A 17,811-nucleotide genomic window follows, 5' to 3' on the forward strand; every position below is an offset into this window, starting at 1 on the left:
CTTGCCCGCGAAGGCAGCAACTCGGTATCCGAGCCTTAGAAACAGGTCTCCATGTTCTCGATGACATTCAACTGCTCATCCACCAGGCACCCCGTGCGCCACTTGTCGAACGTCAGGCACGGGTGCGAGGTGCCGAAGGAAATGATGTCGCCCACCTTCAACTCAACCCCGGGCGCCACGGTCATGAACGCGTGCTGGTCCATCACCGCCGTCACCTTGCAGCCGCCGACATCGTCGCCCTTGGCCGGCACCACGCCCGCCTTGTAACGCAGCAACGGCACCGGCAGGCCGGCGTCGTAGGCCACGTCGCGCTTGCCCAGGGCGATCACCGCAAAACCCGGTTCCGGCAACGACTGCACGTGGGCCCAGACTTCCAGCGCCGGGCGCAGGCCTTCGTTCAAGTCGCTGCGACGGTCGAGCACGCAGCATTGCGCTTCTTTATAGATGCCGTGGTCGTGAGCCACGTAGCTGCCCGGACGCAACACACTGAGGAAACGCCCGGCGGCGTTCTGCGCCTCGAATTCCTCGGCGATCAGGTCATACCAGGCAGAACCTGAGGCCGTGACGATCGGCTTGGTGTTGGCGAACACGCCGCTGTCCTGCAACTGCACCGCCAGGCGCACCAGCGACTGGGCGAAGGCGCGGATACCGCTGATGGCGTGATCGCCGTGGATCACCCCTTCGTAGCCTTCAATGCCGGTCAGAGCCAATGCCGGTTGCGCGGCGATGGCCTTGGCCAGGTCGATCACTTCCTGCTCGCTGCGGCAACCGCAACGGCCGCCCACCACGCCGTATTCGATCATCACGTTCAGGCGCACGCCGCGGGAGGCGAAGTAGGCGCCCAGGTCCGCGACGTTGTCCGGGTGATCGACCATGCAATAGAAGTCGAAAGTCGGGTCGGCCAGCAGGTCGGCGATCAACGCCATGTTCGGCGTGCCCACCAGTTGGTTGGCCATCAACACCCGACGCACGCCATGGGCGTAGGCCGCGCGGGTTTGCGTGGCGCTGGCCAGGGTGATGCCCCAGGCGCCGGCGTCCAATTGGCGACGGAACAGCGCCGGGGTCATGCTGGTCTTGCCGTGGGGCGCCAGTTCCGCGCCGCTGTTGCTGACAAAATCCTGCATCCAGCGAATGTTGTGTTCCAGCGCCTGGCGATGCAGCACCAGGGCCGGCAGGCTGACGTCGCGGACCAGGTTGGCGCCAGTCTGGGCAAAGCCCTTTTCCACGGCGGCAGTATTGGGGGCAGAAGACATGGTCGAACTCCTCACATTCGCGGCTGCGGGCAGCCGCTGTTATTCGTTGATGCGCCGGGCCAGGCTGTTCGCGCTTTCGATCAGCACCCGACGGTAATCGTTGTAGTTGGTTTTGGCATCAGCCCTTGGGGCAACGATGCACAGGGTCGCGATGGCCACGCCGCTGGGGTCTTTGACCGGGGCGGCGAAGCAATGGGTAAAGGTGTCGGCCACGCTGTCGAAGGAGAAAAAGCCATCGATGCCGGCCTGACGGATTTCGCCCAGAAACTGCTCCAGCGGCAGGCGTTCGCCGGTGGGCAGGATGAAATCGTCCTCGTCGATCAGGTCGACGATCGCCTGGTCGCTCAGGTGCGCCAGCAACAGGCGGCCGGACGCGGTCCAGGGGATCGGGGCGTTTTCGCCGATGTCCGAGGAAATACGGAAATGCCGCTCGCCCTCCTTCATCAGCGCCACGGTGTATTTGCGTCCGTTGAGCAGGCACATCTGCGCGGTCTCCCGGGTCTGGCTGACGATTTCCTGCAAGGCATGGTCGGCCTCGCGGGTCAGGTCGAAATGACGCAGGTGCGCCTGGCCCAGGAAGTACAGCTGACGGCCGAGGTAAACGTGACCGTCCTTGCCCACCGGTTCCAGAATCCGTCGTTCCAGCAGCGAGGCCACCAGTTCATAGACAGTGGATTTGGGGCTGCCGATGCCGTTGGCGATGTCGTTCGGACGCAGGGGCTGGCCGATTTCCTTGAGGAAATCGAGGATATCGAACGCCCGGTCCAGGCCGCGTGCCCGGCGCTTGATGGTGTCTTCGGTCATGTCTGTGGTTCCCATACAAAGTGCCGGGAGTTTACCCCCATTGATCGTTCCCACGCTCTGCGTGGGAATGCAGCCCGGGACGCTCCGCGTCCCAGAAGCGGACGCGGAGCGTCCGATGAGGCATTCCCACGCAGAGCGTGGGAACGATCAGTGTGGTTCTCAGGCCTTTTTCTTGTAGGCAATGCAATCGATCTCGACCTTGCAGTCGACCATCATGCTCGCCTGCACGCAGGCCCGGGCCGGGGCGTGTTCGGGCTTGAAATACTCGGCGAAGACCTTGTTGAAACTGGTGAAATCCCGCGGATCATCCAGCCACACGCCGGCACGCACCACGTCTTCGATGCCGTAACCGGCTTCCTCAAGAATCGCGATCAGGTTCTTCATGGTCTGGTGGGTCTGCTCGACGATGCCGCCACTGATGATCTCGCCGTCCAGCGCCGGCACCTGCCCGGAAACGTGCAGCCAGCCATCGGCTTCAACGGCACGGGCGAAAGGCCTAGGCGTGCCGCCTGCAGCGCTGCTGCCGGTGCCGTAACGAGTAATGCTCATGAGTGTTTCTCCTGATTGAAAATTGAGTGTTTAAAACCGCGTGCTTTTGAGAAACTCAGCCAGACGCGGCGATTGCGGGCGTTCGAACAGTTCCTTGGGTGGCCCCTGCTCCTCGATACGCCCCTGATTCATGAAAACGATCTTGTCCGAGACCTCGAAGGCAAAGCGCATTTCGTGGGTCACCAGCAGCATGGTCATGCCTTCGTCAGCCAGGCCTTTGATCACGTTGAGCACTTCACCGACCAGCTCCGGATCCAGCGCCGAGGTCACCTCGTCGAACAGCATCAGGCTCGGGTTCATCGCAATGGCCCGGGCAATCGCCACGCGCTGCTGCTGGCCACCGGACAACTGGCCCGGGTAGTGATCGCGACGCTCGAGCAGGCCGACGCGCTCCAGCCATTTCTCGGCCAGCGCCACCGCCTCATCCTTATGCAGCTTCTTCACCTTGAGCAGGCCCAGGGTGACGTTCTGCAGCGCGGTGAGGTGCGGGAACAGGTTGAATTGCTGGAACGCCATGCCGGTCATGGCGCGATGGCGGGCGATGACTTTTTCCGCGTGGCGAATGCGCTTGCCGTTGACCTCGTCATAACCGATGGATTCGCCATCGAGCAGGATCTGCCCGCCCTGGAACTCCTCGAGCATGTTCACGCAGCGCAGCAGCGTGGTCTTGCCCGAGCCGCTGGAGCCGATCAGCGTCACGACGTTGCCGCGCTGCATGGTCAGGTCGACGCCCTTGAGCACTTCGAGCTGGTCGTAACGTTTGTGCAGGCCGCGAATGTCCAGCAAGGGTTGGCCGTTTTGTGCGTTGGTTTGAGTCTGAGTCATGGCAAGGCCACCCGCTTTTCAATGTACCGGCCGAGTAACTCGATGCCGTAGTTGATGACGAAAAACAGAAATCCGGCGAACAGGTAAAACTCAAGGGTCATGAAGGTCCGGGCGATGATCTGCTGGGTGCTGAGCAGCAGCTCGGCCACTCCGATCACCGACAACAGGGTCGAGGCCTTGACGATCTCGGTGGACGAGTTGACCCAGGTCGGCAGGATCTGCCGCAGCGCCTGGGGCAGCAGCACATAGCCGAGTGCCTGATAGAACGTCAGGCCGATCGCCTTGCTCGCTTCCATCTGGCCGCGAGGCAATGCCTGCAAAGCTCCGCGGACGATTTCCGAAACGTGAGAGCCGCAGAACAGCGTCAGTCCCAATGCACCGGCCTCGAATGCGCTGATCTGCCAGCCCAGCGCAGGTGCCATGTAAAAGCACGCCAGCACCAGCACGAACACCGGCGTGCCGCGAATCACATCGACGTAAAAACGAAACGGCGCGCGCATCCAGAATTTGCCGTAGGTCAGCACCAGCCCGGAAAACACACCGAGCACGGTGCCCAGCAGAATCGCCAGGGCCGAACACTGCACGCTGGTCAAAAAGCCTTGCCACAACACGTCGCGGGCCACCCACAACTCATGCAACCAACTGGGGGATTCGTACATTGCGGGCTCCTATCGGCGAATCGCCAGACGCTGTTCGAGGTATCGCAGCATCATGGCAATGAGGTAACAGGCCGCCACGTAGAGCGCCGTGGTCACAATCCAGGTTTCGATCACCCGGTAGCTTTCGACATTGATCTTGCGCGCGTAGTAGGTCAGCTCCGGCACCGCAATCGCGGCCGCCAGGGAGGTGTCCTTGAACAGCGATATGAAGTTGTTCGACAAGGCCGGCAGCACGTTGCGCAACATCACCGGTACGGTGACGTAAGCCTTGACCTGCCACTCGCCCAGGCCAATCGCCAGGCCCGCTTCACGCTGGCCCTTGGGAATGCTCAGCAGACCGCCACGGAACACTTCAGTCAGGTAGGCCCCGGCATACAGCGACAGGGTGACGATGAACGAAGGGATCTTGTCCAGACGGATGCCCAGGCTCGGCAAGGCGAAGTAGATCAACAGAATCAACACCAGAATCGGCGTGTTACGGACCACCGTGACATACACCGATGCCAGCACCCGCAACGCGCGGTGCTTCGACAACAAAGCAAACGCCATCAGCAGGCCGATCACGCAGCCGATGGCGATCGACACCAGCGCCAGCTCCAGGCCCAGACCGAGCCCCGCCAGCAAGGTGTCGAAATCGCGCCACACGGCGGCAAAGTTCAACTGATAGTTCATGGTCGGCAGTACCTTGAGCGGGGCGATTCAGGACCGCCCCGCTCTCACGGGATCATTTGAATTCGACAGGGAAACCGATGGCTGGGGTAGGCAGGTCGACGCCGAACCATTTTTTGAAGGATGCCGCGTAAGTCGGGAACTCAACGCCGGTCATGGCTTCATGCAAGGTGGTGTTGACGAAGTTCAGCCAGTCCTGATCGCCACGCTTGACCGCGCAGGCATAGGTTTGCGGGCTCCATGCGTAGGCCGGGCTGCGATAGCGGCCGGCGTTCTGCACCATCAGGTATTTGACCGACGACTGATCGGTGGCGGCAGCGTCCGCGCGTCCAGAGTTCACCGCCTGATACATCAGGTCGACGCTGTCGTACTGATCGACCTTGGCCTTGGGCAGCGCCTGGTGCACCAGTTCTTCGGCATACACGTTCTGCAGCACGGCCACGGTGACGCTGTCGCCGGCCGCTTTCATGTCGTCGATTTCCTTGTACTTGCTGTTCGCCGGCAACAGCAGGCCCACACCTTCGCGGTAATACGGCAGGGTGAACGCCACCTGCTGCGCACGGCTGGCGGTCACGGTGATGAACTGGCAGCTGATGTCGACCTTGTCGGTCAGCAGGTTGGGAATCCGCGCATCGGAGGACTGCACCACGTACTCGACCTTATCCGGGTCGTTGAACAGACCCTTGGCAATCATGTGCCCGATATCGATATCGAAGCCCTGCAACTTGCCGTCCGCCCCTTGAAAGTGCCAAGGCGCATTGGTGCTGCCGGTACCCACGATCACTTTGCCACGGGCCAGAACGCTATCGAGCTTGCTGTCCGCCGCCTGGGCCACACCCACGCCAGCAGCAGAAGCTGCGAACAAAAGAACACACGCTTTGAACAAGGAAGGACGGTGATGCATGGTAAGCACTCCAAATGATGTTTATTCCGCTATACCGGAAGTTGGTATGTAACAACGGAACAGACAGCAGAAAGTGTGCCACAGCTTGGGTGGGGAATGTAGGGGAGATTGAAAAGTGTTTTGAATCAGATAGATGGGTTGAAGCGAAGAATCGGTGTTACCGAAAGGGACGATGGCGTAGCGCTACCGTTGGCTACGTTGGCGGGTAGGTTGTTCACAATTGGTGCGTTCGCACACGATACCTGTAGGAGCGAGCTTGCTCGCGATGGACGCACGAACACTGCGGGGAATCAGAAATCCAGGGTAATCGTTGACGACCATCGCGAGCAGGCTCGCACACAATGGGCTGGGTACATCCGGAAAGTTTGGGGCGGCTGGCAGGCCGCCTTCGCGGGCAAGCCCGCTCCCACAGTGTTTTTGCGTCGTGCACTGGATTTGAGTACGACACGAAACCTGTGGGAGCGGGCTTGCCCGCGAAGAGGCCGTCAGCCTAGCCGCAGGGTTACCCGCCGATACGCGCCAGATAAACCCGCGTCACCCGGCGCTCCTCAACCGACATGACGGTCAAGCGCCATCCCTCCCACTCATGGCTGTCACCAATCATCGGCAACCGGTCCAGCAGGCTCACCACCAGCCCGGCCAGGGTCTGGTAGTCATCGGTCGGCTCGGCCGCAAAGCCGGTGCGCTGGCGGACCCGCGACAAGTTCAGGGCGCCGCTGACCACAAACCCGCCCTTGTCCTCGACCACATCCGGACCTTCGATTTCGCTGGCATCCGGCAACTCGCCGGCAATCGACTCGAGAATATCGGTCATGGTCAGCACCCCGACGAAATCGCCGAACTCGTTGACCACAAACGCAATGTGCGTAGACGCCTTGCGCATCTGCTCCAGGGCATTGAGGATCGAGTAGCTGTCCAGCAGGTTAATCGTCTGACGCGCCAGATGCGCCAGATCAGGCTGATTACCGGCCAGGAACTCCTTGAGCAGTTCCTTCTTGTGCACGAACCCAAGCGGCTCATCCACCGCGCCATTGCGAATCAGCGGCAGGCGCGAGTAGGACGAATGCATCAGCCGCGTACGAATGGTCTCGGCGTCATCGGCCAGATCAATGTGGTCGACATCGGCACGCACCGTCATCAGGGTGCGGATCGGCCGTTCGGCCAGTTGCAGCACACCACTGATCATCACCCGTTCGCGACGGTCGAACAGTTCTTCATTCGGCGCTTCGCCGTTGTCGAGCATGTCGACGATCTCTTCACCGACCTCTTCCGCTTCCAGCTTGCGCCCGCCCAGCAAACGCAACACCGCGTGGGCAGTACGTTCGCGCATTGGTCGCAGGCCCTGCATCGAACGCTTGCGACGTGCCCGGGCGATCTGGTTGAACACCTCGATCAGGATCGAGAAACCGATGGCCGCATACAAATAGCCCTTCGGAATGTGGAAGCCCAGGCCTTCGGCGGTCAGGGCGAAGCCGATCATCATCAAGAAGCCCAGACACAGCATGATCACGGTCGGGTGCGCGTTGACGAAGCGGGTCAGCGGCTTGCTGGCGACGATCATCAGGCCGATGGAAATGATCACCGCGATCATCATCACCGCCAGCTCATCGACCATGCCCACGGCGGTAATCACCGCGTCGAGGGAGAACACCGCGTCCAGCACCACGATCTGCGCCACGATGGGCCAGAACAGCGCGTAAGTCGTGTTGGCCGTCCGCTGGCCGACGTGGCCTTCCAGACGTTCGTGCAATTCCATGGTGGCCTTGAACAGCAGGAACACACCACCGAACAGCATGATCAGGTCACGTCCGGAGAAGCTCTTGCCGAACACCTCGAACAGCGGCTGGGTCAGGGTCACCAGCCAGGAAATACTCGCCAGCAGGCCCAGGCGCATGATCAACGCCAGGGACAGGCCGATGATGCGCGCACGGTCGCGCTGATGCGGCGGCAACTTGTCCGCGAGGATCGCGATAAACACCAGGTTGTCGATACCCAGTACCAGCTCCAGCACAATCAGTGTCAACAAGCCCAACCAGGCGGTGGGGTCGGCTAACCATTCCATATAAATATCTCGATCTCTTCAGTGAATTCAGAATGCCGGGCACGGCAAAGCGCGGCGCAGAGGCCGTGGGGTTGCAATGTTCGGGATGTTCGAAGGCCGAAAGACCGGGTGTTTCGCGTGCGTCAGCAGCGCGCGTGGGCGCAGGGAGAAAGGAGAACTGGGGGGCTCCGTGAGGGTGTTCATGCGGGTCCTGAAAAGGGAAAAGGACTTGAATCGTACAGGCGACAAGGACATTTCCCACAGCGGGAAATCATTTCAAGATCTGTAGAAGAGCGAAAGATCGCAGCCTGCCGTGCAGGATTGAGCCAGCTCCTGCGGGGTCAGGCGGTGTGGCGGACTCTTTCGATGTATCGAAGCACTGCGGGTGATTTTTCGAAGCGGCGATGGATCAGGGCCAGCCAGGATGAGGCGTCGCAATCGGCGATCGGCTTGTAGGTAACGTTCGGCAGACTGACGTGTCCGACCACGGATTCCGGCACCACCGCCACCCCCTGCCCCAGCGAGACCAGGGCGATCACCGCCACCAGCCCGCCGGGCTGCGCTCCGAGCTTGGGCGAGAAATTGCCCTGAGCGGCGACCTGCAGAGTGCCGATGACCTGTTCGGGCAGTATGAAGTTTTCGTTTTGCAGGTGCACCGAGTTGATCGACGGCAGCCGGTTGAGCCAGGAATTGACCGGCAACGCCAGCACGAAGCCCTCGGCCATCAGCCGCACCGACTCGATGCCTTCGGGCATGGTTAGTGGAAATCGGACATACCCCAGATCGAAACGCCCCTCCAGGATCATATTGCCCAGGCTGGCCATCGGGCTTTCCCGCACGTTGAGGCTCACATCCGGATACTCGCCGGCAAAGCCCTGCACCTGCTTTTGCAGCAGCCCGGAATACACCGCCGACGCCACGTAACCCAACTCGATATGGCCTATTTCACCGCGTCCGGCGCGTTGCGCATTGCGCTGCGCCGACTCGAACTGGCGCACCGTGGCGTCGGCCTCGATCATCAGCGCCGCACCGGCTTCAGTGAGGCTGACGTCCCGTGCCTGACGTATGAACAACCGCGCCCCCAGTTCCGCTTCCATGTCCTGAATCTGCCGGGTCAGGGTCGGCGGCGCGATGCCCAGTTGCTCGGCGGCGCGGGTGAAATTGCGATGCCGGGCGACGGCGAGGAAGTAGCGGAAATGGCGGATGTCCATTCGGTGCATTAGCTCAAAGGTAATGAAGTGATGGCGCATGCCTAACAAAGGCATTGCCAACCGGCGATAAGCTGCAGGCAACCTCACAGTAGAGAATGCCCGCCATGTCCGTCAAACCCCAGGTGAGCCCGCGCCTGACCCTGCTCACTGCTTCTGCGGTGTGTGCGCTCATCGTGCTCGACACCAACATCGTCGCCGTTACCTTGCCGAGCATCGCCCGGGACCTGGGGGCGAATTTCGCCGATATCGAGTGGGTGGTCAGCGCCTACATGCTCGCCTTCGCCGCCTTGCTGCTGCCCGCCGGAAGCCTGGCCGACCGCTTCGGCCGGCAGAAAATGCTGATGTGGGGACTGGGGATTTTCATTCTTGCCTCGCTCGGCTGCGGTGCCGCGCCCACTGCCCTGTTCCTCGACATCGCCCGGGCGATCAAGGGCGTGGGTGCCGCGTTGCTGTTGACCTCGGCGCTGGCCTCCATCGGCCACACCTTTCACGATGAAGTGGAACGGGCCAAGGCCTGGGCCTTCTGGGGCATCTGCATGGGCGTGGCGACCACCGCGTCGCCGACCCTGGGCGGCTTGATCACCGAATACGTCGGCTGGCGCTGGATCTTCTACCTCAACCTGCCGGTGGGCCTGTTCCTGATGTACATGGTCTGGCGCGCTGTGCCGGAATCCCGCGACACCCAGTCTGCACGGCTCGACCCGTGGGGCAGCCTGGCATTCAGCGCCAGCCTGCTGTGCCTGATCTGGGGCCTGATCGAAGCCAACCGCATTGGCTGGAACAACTCCGTGACATGGATGCGCCTGCTGGGTGGCGCGGCGCTGCTGGGGCTGTTCGTGCTGATCGAGCGCGTGCAGCAGCGGCCGATGATCGACCTGCAACTGTTCCGCCATCCGCGCTTCATCGGCGCCCTGCTCGGCATGTTCTTCTATGCCGCCTGCGCCCAGGTGATGATGACGATGCTGCCGTTCTACCTGCAGAACGGCCTGGGCTTCAGCGCCATTGCCGCCGGCCTGGGCATGCTGCCGTTTGCGGTGACCATGCTGATTTTCCCGCGGATCGGCGCGCGACTAGCCGGACGGGTGAGCCCGGCGAACATGATGGCGGCCGGACTGGCGCTGGTGGGTAGCGGTAATCTGCTCAGCGCCTGGGCGGCATCCAGCGGCGGCTACCTGCCCTTCGCCCTGGCGATTGCCGTGACCGGCGCCGGTGCCGGCCTGCTCAACGGCGATACGCAGAAAAACATCATGGCGTGCGTCCCTCGGGAACGCACCGGCATGGCTTCGGGCATGAGCACCACCATGCGCTTCAGCGCGATCATGCTGGGGATCGGAATCTATGGCGCCCTACTCGCCGGCCATAGCGAACAGTTGCTGCATGACAGCCTGTCGGCCCAGGGTGGGCAATGGTTGGCGCAGACTCACGGCATTGCTTCGCGGGTGGTGGCTGGTGATATGGCGGCGGCGATGAACCTTTTGCCGCAGGCCGCGCAGGCGACAGTCGAGCCTCTGGCGCGTCACGCTTTTGTCGGTGGTTTCAGCCTGCTGCTGTTGGTTGCGGGGTTGGCGGGACTGCTGGCTGCGCTGGTGGTGGGGACGCTGATGCGCAATCCGATTCCAGTCGTAACGATGAGTCGGTCAGCGACATCCTCCGCCTGATTGACGCCCCCCCCCCTGTAGGAGCGAGCACGCTCGCGATGGTAGTGAACGATTACGTTGGAAACCTGAAACCCCGCGTTATCGTTGACGTCCATCGCGAGCATGCTCGCTCCTACAGGGGGCGCGGCTCATCGATATGTTGATATTCGGATTGCAACTGCGCCGCCAACACCTTGCTGCGTCCCAGTCGGATCGGGCCGCGTTCGATGTCGATCAATAATGCCGGGCAGTCCAGTGGTTTGAGTGTCGACCAATCCTTCAGGCGTCCATCGGTTACCACCAGCAACCGCTGTTGCTCCGAAGGAAAACGCTTCTGCCGCGCTGCCAGCCAGTGGCCTGCTTCCTCCAGAGCCGCCAGCAACGGCGTTCCACCACCCGCACCAAGCCCATCGAGCCAGTATCCCAAACCGCTGGACGCCTTCAACCCCTGCACCTGCCACTTCGGCATGGCGCCACTGGCAGTCATCAAAGCCAGTCGCGCGCGCTGGCGGTAAGCGTCGTCGAATAACTGCGCCAACAACCCCTTGGCATCGCTCAACGCCTGATGCCGACGGGTCGACGCCGAGGCATCGACGATCACCAGCCACAGTTCATGGGGTGAGCGGGTGCGCAGTTGGAACAACAGATCCGAACGATGCCGTGGTCGGCCATTGAGCAAGGTCCCGGGCCAGTTCACCGAGCCTTCGCGCGCGCTGTGTCGCTTGCCCTGCTTGCCCTGATCGAGGCGTCCGGCGCGGGGTCTGGCATTCGCCCCCGCGTCGGACCGGGGGCGAATGCCTAGGGCTTTTTTGGCCAGCTCGGCACTTCGCGACGGGCGCCGGTCGGCAGCGCCTGGGCAGGCATTTCGCCCCACTGGCCCTGGCCTTCGCTTGGGTTGGTGTTCTGATTCGACGGCGATTGGCCGGACTGCGGCGCAGGCGGCGTGTGTTCTCGGCGGCGATGGCGCAAGGCAAACTCCGCCACCGCGTCGATATCTTCCTCGGCAATCGCCTCGGCTCCGCGCCACGCGGCGTGGGCCCGGGCTGCGCGCAGCCAGACCAGATCGGCGCGCAAGCCGTCGACGCCGGCGGCGAAACAGCGCTCGGTGATCTGCGCCAGCGCGTCGTCATCCAGGGGAATGCTTGCCAACGCACTGCGCGCCTTCTGGCAACGTTCACGCAGATCGCGTTGCTGGCCTTCCCATTCGGCGCAAAAGGTCTGGGGATCGCTGTCGAAATCCAGGCGGCGACGGATGATCTGCCCGCGCTCGGCCGGCGCGGTGTGACCGCTGAGCGCGACGTTCAAGCCAAAGCGGTCGAGCAGTTGCGGGCGCAACTCGCCCTCTTCCGGGTTCATGGTGCCGATGAGCACGAACTTCGCCGAGTGCCGGTGGGAAATGCCATCGCGTTCGACCAGATTGGTGCCGCTGGCGGCCACGTCGAGCAGCAGGTCGACGAGGTGATCGGGCAGCAGATTGACTTCATCGACGTAGAGCACGCCCCCGTCGGCCTTGGCCAGCACGCCCGGGGAAAACTGCGCACGACCTTCGCTCAGGGCGGCGTCCAGGTCGAGGGTGCCGACGAGCCGCTCCTCGGTGGCGCCCAAGGGCAAGGTGACGAACTGACCGCTGGCCAGCAGATCGGCCAGGCCTCGGGCCAGGGTCGACTTGGCCATGCCCCGCGGGCCTTCGATCAGCACACCGCCGATTTTCGGGTCGATGGCGGTGAGGTACAGCGCCAGTTTCAAATCATCGGCGCCGACCACGGCGGAGAGGGGGAAATGGGGGGTGTCGGTCATTGTGCTTTTCTCTGTCGTGGTCGTTGTTCTGTCAGCAACACTGCCAAACCTTGTGGGAGCGGGCTTGCCCGCGATGGCGTCGTGTCAGCCAATACATGTGTCGACTGACACACAGCTATCGCGGGCAAGCCCGCTCCCACAGGTGATCTGTGGTGATCAGCCATCTTCTTCTATATCCAACAACAGATTCTCCAGCGCCTCACGATACTCCCCCGGCTCCTTCCACATCCCCCGCTGCTGTGCTTCGAGCATGCGTTCGGCCATGTCGCGCAAGGCGTGGGGATTGTGTTCACGGACGAAATCGCGGGTTGCCGGATCAAGCAGATAGGCATCGGCCAGCAACGCGTACTGGTGATCGTCGATCAACTGCGTGGTGGCGTCGAAGGCGAACAGATTGTCCACGGTGGCGGCCATCTCGAACGCGCCTTTATAGCCGTGGCGCTTGACGCCTTCGAGCCACTTCGGATTGGCCGCCCGGGAGCGAATCACCCGGTTCAATTCTTCCTTGAGCGTACGAATCCGAGGCAAGTCCGGCTGGCTGTGGTCGCCGTGATAACTGGCCGCCACCTCGCCACTGAGACTCTCCACGGCAGCGAGCATGCCGCCCTGGAACTGGTAATAGTCGTTGGAGTCGAGCAGATCGTGCTCGCGGTTGTCCTGGTTCTGCAGCACCGCCTGCATCTGGCTCAGACGCTGGGCGAAGTGCTCGCGGGCGGCGGTGCCTTCGTCGGAGCCGCCATAGGCGTACCCGCCCCAGTTCAGGTAAACCTCGGCCAGATCCTCGCGTCTCTGCCACAGACGCCCATCGATGGCGCCCTGTACGCCCGCGCCATAGGCCCCGGGCTTGGCGCCGAAAATGCGCCAGCCGGCCTGGCGTCGTGCGGTCTTTTCATCGAGCCCGGATTGCAGCAGGGTTTCGCGTTCAGCCCGAACTTTCGCTGCCAGCGGATTCAGATCGTCCGGCTCATCCAGAGCGGCAACGGCCTGCACGGCGGCGTCGAACAGGCGGATAAGATTGGCAAAGGCATCGCGAAAGAACCCCGACACCCGCAACGTGACATCCACTCGCGGTCGGTCGAGCAGGCTCAACGGCAGGATCTCGAAATCATCGACCCGCTGACTGCCGGTGGCCCACACCGGGCGTACGCCCATCAGCGCCATGGCCTGGGCGATGTCGTCGCCGCCGGTGCGCATGGTCGCCGTGCCCCACACCGACAGGCCGAGCTGGCGCAGGTGATCGCCATGGTCCTGCAGGTGACGTTCGAGAATCAGGTTGGCCGACTGGAAGCCGATGCGCCACGCCGTGGTGGTGGGCAGGTTGCGCACGTCCACCGAATAGAAGTTGCGGCCGGTGGGGAGTACGTCCAGGCGGCCACGGCTGGGTGCGCCACTGGGGCCGGCGGGGACGAAACGGCCGCCGAGGGCGTCGAGCAGGCCACGCATTTCCGCCGGGCCGCAGGCGTCCAGGCGGGGGGCGACGACTTCGTGCAGGTGGTCGAGGATGACTTGCACTTCAGACCACAGCGTTTTCCCCTGTGGGAGCGGGCTTGCTCGCGAAAGCGGTACATCCGACAAATCAATGTCGGCTGACACTCCGCTTTCGCGAGCAAGCCCGCTCCCACAGGAGGCATTCAGTGTTTGAACGATCAGCTGTGCGGCAAACAATTCCAGGCGTTCGCGGGTATCGCCGGTGGTGCGCCACGGCTCGTCACTGATCGACAACAATTCATCCGGCCGTGGCCCGTACCACGGATCGGCCAACCCACAATCCAGCGGGTCGAACCCCAACTCGAACGCCCTGGCCAACGCCCGCAACAGGCTCGACTGCGCCCCGCGCCCATCCCCTCGCGGAATGCGCAGCAACGCCGCCAACGTATCAATGCGCAACCGCCCCACCGGCGACTCGCCAAACACATGCAGCCCATCGCGGATCTGCGACTCTTTCAAATCGCACAGGTAGGTGTCGAGCCGTGGCAGCCAGATCGCCGCGTCGGCATCGCTGTCCAGCTTGTCGTCCAGTTGCAGTTCGCGGTCGATGTGGGTATCGCGCACCAGTTGCAGGATGTCGCGCTGCAATTCCCGGGCGCGGCGTGGGTCGAGCAGTTGTGCTTCGTAGTATTCGTCGGCCAGCAGCTCCAGGTTGCGCAGCGGCCCATAGGTTTCGGCGCGGGTCAGCGGCGGCATCAGGTGGTCGATGATCACCGCCTGGGTGCGCCTCTTGGCCTGGGCGCCCTCCCCCGGATCATTGACGATGAACGGATAAATGTTCGGCAGCGGCCCGAGCAGCGCGTCCGGCCAGCAGTTCTCTGACAGGCCGACACCCTTGCCGGGCAACCATTCCAGGTTGCCGTGTTTGCCGACATGGATCACGCCGTGGGCGCCATAGGTGTTGCGCAGCCAGAAGTAAAACGCCAGGTAGCCGTGGGGCGGCACCAGGTCCGGGTCGTGGTACACCGCGCTCGGGTCGACCTGATAACCCCGGGCCGGCTGAATGCCGACGAAGGTCAGGCCGAAACGCAGACCGGCGATCATCATCCGCCCGCCCCGGCACATCGGATCGCTGTCCGGTGCGCCCCAACGCTCGAGCACGGCGGCGCGATTGGCTTCGGGCAATGCGTTGAACATCCGCAGGTAATCGTCCATGGCCAGGCTTTGCTGGCACGGACGCTGGTCGAGGCTGTCGAGGTCGTTGCTCACGCCGCCGAGCAATTGCTGGATCAGCGCGGTGCCGCTGTCGGGCAATTCGGCCGGCAGCGGATAACCTTCCCGCTGCAGCGCCCGCAGGATGTTCAGCGCCGCCGCCGGGGTGTCGAGCCCCACGCCATTGCCGATACGGCCATCGCGGGTCGGGTAGTTGGCGAGGACCAGCGCCACGCGTTTCTCGGCGTTGGGCAGGCGCGCCAGATCGGTCCAGCGCCGCGCCAGTTCGGCGACGAAGTCCATGCGTTCGGCCGCGGGGCGGTAGCAGACCACGTCGGACTGGCTGCGCTCGCTGCGCCAGGCCAGGTCCTTGAAGCTGATCGGCCGGCTGATGATCCGCCCGTCCAGTTCCGGCAGCGCGATGTGCATCGCCAGATCCCGCGGTCCGAGGCCCTGTTCACTGGCGCGCCAGCCCGGCTCGTTGTCCTGGGCGCAAATCGCCTGGATCACCGGGATATTGCGGCGAAATGGGCGCAAGTGTGGCGCTTCGGGGCTGGACTGGGCGAAGCCGGTGGTGTTCAGGATCACCCCCGCCTCGACTTCATCCAGCCAGTCCTCGACCACCGACAGGCAGCCGGGCTCTTTCAAACTGGCCAGCGCAATCGGTAACGGGTTAAGCCCCGCCGCCTGCAAGCGCTGGCAGAAAAAATCAATGAAAGCGGTGTTCGCCGCCTGCAAATGCGAGCGGTAGAACAGCACCGCTGCCACGGGCCGGTCGGCCTGCCAGTCGGCCTGCCAATCCTGCAATGTCGCGGGGCTTTTTATCGGATGGTAGATCGCCGTGCGCGGCAGGGTTTGTGGCTCGCCCCAAGGGTAATCGCGGCCCAGCCAGCGATTGGCCAGACAGCGAAACAGGTTCAGCGCATTGGCCATGCCGCCCTGACGGAGAAAATGCCAGAGCCGGTCGCGATCTTCGGCGACTACTGTGCTCAGGTCGCTGAGTTCCGGGTCCGGGCGATCATCACCCGGCACCAGAATCAGTTGCACGCCCCGCTGCGACAGCTCCACCAGCCGCTCGACACCGTAGCGCCAATAGGCGATGCCGCCGTGCAGCGAAATCAGAATCACCTTGGCGTGACGCAGCACTTCATCGACATACAGGTCGACCGAGGCGTGGTTCTGCACCTGCATCGGGTTGGCCAGGCGTACGCTGGGGTAATCCTCGGGCAACTGCTGCGTCGCTTCGGCGAGCAGCGCAAGGCTGGAGTCGCCGCTGCACAGGATCACCAGCTCTGCGGGGGTTTGTCCAAGGTCGGCGATGTTGTCATCCGACACGAAACCGCCGGGCTGGGTCCTGAGCAGGTGCATGGTTTACACGCTGAGCGCGGCGCGCAATTGCGCTTCGATCGCGGCGGCGTCCAGCTCCTGGCCGATCAGCACCAGACGGGTGATGCGCGCTTCTTCGGCATTCCACTTGCGGTCGAAGTGTTTGTCGAAGCGGGTGCCCACGCCCTGGATCAGCAGGCGCATAGGCTTGTTCGGGATCGCCGCGAAGCCCTTGACCCGCAGGATGCCGTGCTTGACCACCAGTTGGGTCAGGGCGTCCAGCAGCAGGCTTTCGTCGGCTTGCGGCAGCTCGATGGAAATCGAATCGAAGGCGTCGTGGTCGTGATCGTCCTCGCCTTCGTGGTGATGGTCGTGATGACTGTGACGGCCGTCGATGTGCTCCTCGGAACCGGCGCCCAGGCCGATCAGCACGTCCAGCGGCAGGCGACCGTTGCTGGCTTCGATGACTTTCACCGCCGGCGGCAGTTCTTCGGCCACTTCCAGGCGCACGCGGGCCAGGTCTTCAGGGTTGATCAGGTCGGCCTTGTTGAGGATCACCAGGTCCGCGCTCGACAGCTGGTCGGCGAACAGTTCGTGCAGCGGCGACTCGTGGTCCAGATTCGGATCGAGTTTGCGCTGGGCATCGACCTGATCGGGGAACGCGGCGAAGGTACCGGCGGCGACGGCCGGGCTGTCGACCACGGTGATCACCGCGTCGACGGTGCAGGCGCTGCGGATTTCCGGCCACTGGAAGGCCTGGACCAGGGGCTTTGGCAGCGCCAGGCCAGAAGTTTCGATGAGGATATGATCAAGATCGCCGCGACGAGCCACCAGTTCGCGCATCACCGGGAAGAACTCTTCCTGGACGGTGCAGCACAGGCAGCCGTTGGCCAGTTCATAGACGCGGCCGCTGGCCTCTTCTTCGGTGCAGCCGATGGAGCACTGCTTGAGGATTTCGCCGTCGATGCCCAACTCGCCGAACTCGTTGACGATCACCGCGATACGGCGACCCTGGGCGTTGTCCAGCATGTGCCGCAGCAAGGTGGTTTTGCCCGAGCCCAGAAAGCCGGTAACGATGGTGACAGGGAGTTTGGCCAGTGTTTTCATCGGATGCCCTTTGGCAAGGTGGCGGGCATACAGGACGAGGAGCGGCCACGCGCACGCGCGCCGCAAGTGTTCGCCACCGGATCACCCCGCCCGGTTGTAGTGAGAATCTGTATCGAGGCAGGTCTCCTGGCTGACGGTGTGCCGGTCGGTCGACTGGCGTTGGCTGCGCCTTCCCGCGGGCTCAGGACCTGAGCGTGCAGTGGCGTGGCAGCGAACATCACCGTTCACAGTTGCGGGGGCAGCCGCGGCATCGACCGCGTTCCCTTCTTAGCTTCGGCAAAGATGCCGAAGAACCTCGAAAGCGCAAGGCTACGCATCGTATTGGAGGCGGTCAATGTCTTGTGGTGACCGCTACGACGCCTTCGCGGGCAAGCCTCGCTCCTACAAAG

The 17,811-nt window shown here is 63.1% G+C and carries 14 protein-coding genes and 1 riboswitch; of the genes, 1 reads left to right on the forward strand and 13 read right to left on the reverse strand.

The window, feature by feature from the left end; genetic code table 11:
• Positions 1-35: 35 nt before the first annotated feature.
• The 9 genes from K9857_RS23950 to K9857_RS23990 form a co-directional block, all read right to left on the reverse strand.
• Positions 36-1,253 carry an amino acid deaminase gene (locus tag K9857_RS23950; RefSeq protein ID WP_224539966.1) on the reverse strand — a complete coding sequence of 406 codons (1,218 nt, stop codon included), beginning with the start codon at positions 1,251-1,253 and terminating at the stop codon, positions 36-38.
• Positions 1,254-1,292: 39 nt separating this feature from the next.
• A complete protein-coding gene (locus K9857_RS23955; protein ID WP_224539968.1) occupies positions 1,293-2,057 on the reverse strand; it encodes an IclR family transcriptional regulator in 765 nt (254 codons plus the stop codon).
• 159 nt (positions 2,058-2,216) lie between these two features.
• Positions 2,217-2,606: a RidA family protein gene (locus K9857_RS23960; RefSeq protein ID WP_224539969.1), complete on the reverse strand. Its 390-nt coding sequence runs from the start codon at positions 2,604-2,606 to the stop codon at positions 2,217-2,219.
• 30 nt (positions 2,607-2,636) lie between these two features.
• Positions 2,637-3,431: an amino acid ABC transporter ATP-binding protein gene (locus tag K9857_RS23965; RefSeq protein ID WP_224539971.1), complete on the reverse strand. Its 795-nt coding sequence runs from the start codon at positions 3,429-3,431 to the stop codon at positions 2,637-2,639.
• Positions 3,428-4,090, reverse strand: coding sequence for an amino acid ABC transporter permease (locus tag K9857_RS23970; RefSeq protein ID WP_224539973.1), 663 nt, complete (start codon positions 4,088-4,090; stop codon positions 3,428-3,430). The genes K9857_RS23965 and K9857_RS23970 overlap by 4 nt, the downstream gene beginning before the upstream one ends.
• Positions 4,091-4,099: 9 nt before the next feature.
• Positions 4,100-4,762, reverse strand: a complete 663-nt coding sequence (locus K9857_RS23975) for an amino acid ABC transporter permease (protein ID WP_224539975.1) — start codon at positions 4,760-4,762, stop codon at positions 4,100-4,102.
• Positions 4,763-4,814: 52 nt separating this feature from the next.
• Entirely contained in the window at positions 4,815-5,663 is an 849-nt protein-coding gene (locus K9857_RS23980) for a transporter substrate-binding domain-containing protein (RefSeq protein ID WP_224539978.1), read from the reverse strand.
• A gap of 502 nt (positions 5,664-6,165) precedes the next feature.
• On the reverse strand, positions 6,166-7,725 hold the full coding sequence (locus K9857_RS23985) for a TerC family protein (protein WP_224539980.1): 1,560 nt from the start codon (positions 7,723-7,725) through the stop codon (positions 6,166-6,168).
• Between the two features lie 320 nt (positions 7,726-8,045).
• On the reverse strand, positions 8,046-8,915 hold the full coding sequence (locus K9857_RS23990) for a LysR family transcriptional regulator (RefSeq protein WP_224539982.1): 870 nt from the start codon (positions 8,913-8,915) through the stop codon (positions 8,046-8,048).
• Between the two features lie 104 nt (positions 8,916-9,019).
• Between K9857_RS23990 and K9857_RS23995 the strand changes: the two genes are divergently transcribed.
• Positions 9,020-10,573 carry an MFS transporter gene (locus K9857_RS23995; protein WP_224539985.1) on the forward strand — a complete coding sequence of 518 codons (1,554 nt, stop codon included), beginning with the start codon at positions 9,020-9,022 and terminating at the stop codon, positions 10,571-10,573.
• A 112-nt stretch (positions 10,574-10,685) separates the two neighbouring features.
• Here K9857_RS23995 and K9857_RS24000 read toward each other — a convergent pair whose 3' ends face one another.
• The 4 genes from K9857_RS24000 to cobW all read right to left on the reverse strand — a co-directional run bounded on the left by K9857_RS24000 (position 10,686) and on the right by cobW (position 17,422).
• Positions 10,686-11,249 carry a vWA domain-containing protein gene (locus K9857_RS24000; protein WP_411961606.1) on the reverse strand — a complete coding sequence of 188 codons (564 nt, stop codon included), beginning with the start codon at positions 11,247-11,249 and terminating at the stop codon, positions 10,686-10,688.
• A gap of 101 nt (positions 11,250-11,350) precedes the next feature.
• On the reverse strand, positions 11,351-12,349 hold the full coding sequence (locus K9857_RS24005) for an ATP-binding protein (RefSeq protein WP_224539987.1): 999 nt from the start codon (positions 12,347-12,349) through the stop codon (positions 11,351-11,353).
• 156 nt (positions 12,350-12,505) lie between these two features.
• Positions 12,506-16,357, reverse strand: coding sequence for a cobaltochelatase subunit CobN (gene cobN, locus K9857_RS24010; protein ID WP_224539989.1), 3,852 nt, complete (start codon positions 16,355-16,357; stop codon positions 12,506-12,508).
• 3 nt (positions 16,358-16,360) lie between these two features.
• Positions 16,361-17,422 (reverse strand): cobalamin biosynthesis protein CobW, encoded by a 1,062-nt coding sequence (cobW, locus tag K9857_RS24015; RefSeq protein ID WP_318011774.1) that lies wholly within the window; start codon positions 17,420-17,422, stop codon positions 16,361-16,363.
• 98 nt (positions 17,423-17,520) lie between these two features.
• Positions 17,521-17,735: riboswitch (cobalamin riboswitch) on the reverse strand.
• Positions 17,736-17,811: the final 76 nt, after the last annotated feature.

The organism is Pseudomonas sp. REP124, from assembly GCF_020164475.1.
Classification (GTDB): domain Bacteria; phylum Pseudomonadota; class Gammaproteobacteria; order Pseudomonadales; family Pseudomonadaceae; genus Aquipseudomonas.

Bases quoted from the DNA above. Each gene is read 5' to 3' on its own strand.
- K9857_RS23950 (WP_224539966.1), bottom strand. From the start codon at position 1,253: ATGTCTTCTGCCCCCAATACTGCCGCCGTGGAAAAGGGCTTTGCCCAG.
- K9857_RS23955 (WP_224539968.1), bottom strand. From the start codon at position 2,057: ATGACCGAAGACACCATCAAGCGCCGGGCACGCGGCCTGGACCGGGCG.
- K9857_RS23960 (WP_224539969.1), bottom strand. From the start codon at position 2,606: ATGAGCATTACTCGTTACGGCACCGGCAGCAGCGCTGCAGGCGGCACG.
- K9857_RS23965 (WP_224539971.1), bottom strand. From the start codon at position 3,431: ATGACTCAGACTCAAACCAACGCACAAAACGGCCAACCCTTGCTGGAC.
- K9857_RS23970 (WP_224539973.1), bottom strand. From the start codon at position 4,090: ATGTACGAATCCCCCAGTTGGTTGCATGAGTTGTGGGTGGCCCGCGAC.
- K9857_RS23975 (WP_224539975.1), bottom strand. From the start codon at position 4,762: ATGAACTATCAGTTGAACTTTGCCGCCGTGTGGCGCGATTTCGACACC.
- K9857_RS23980 (WP_224539978.1), bottom strand. From the start codon at position 5,663: ATGCATCACCGTCCTTCCTTGTTCAAAGCGTGTGTTCTTTTGTTCGCA.
- K9857_RS23985 (WP_224539980.1), bottom strand. From the start codon at position 7,725: ATGGAATGGTTAGCCGACCCCACCGCCTGGTTGGGCTTGTTGACACTG.
- K9857_RS23990 (WP_224539982.1), bottom strand. From the start codon at position 8,915: ATGGACATCCGCCATTTCCGCTACTTCCTCGCCGTCGCCCGGCATCGC.
- K9857_RS23995 (WP_224539985.1), top strand. From the start codon at position 9,020: ATGTCCGTCAAACCCCAGGTGAGCCCGCGCCTGACCCTGCTCACTGCT.
- K9857_RS24005 (WP_224539987.1), bottom strand. From the start codon at position 12,349: ATGACCGACACCCCCCATTTCCCCCTCTCCGCCGTGGTCGGCGCCGAT.
- cobN (WP_224539989.1), bottom strand. From the start codon at position 16,357: ATGCACCTGCTCAGGACCCAGCCCGGCGGTTTCGTGTCGGATGACAAC.
- cobW (WP_318011774.1), bottom strand. From the start codon at position 17,422: ATGAAAACACTGGCCAAACTCCCTGTCACCATCGTTACCGGCTTTCTG.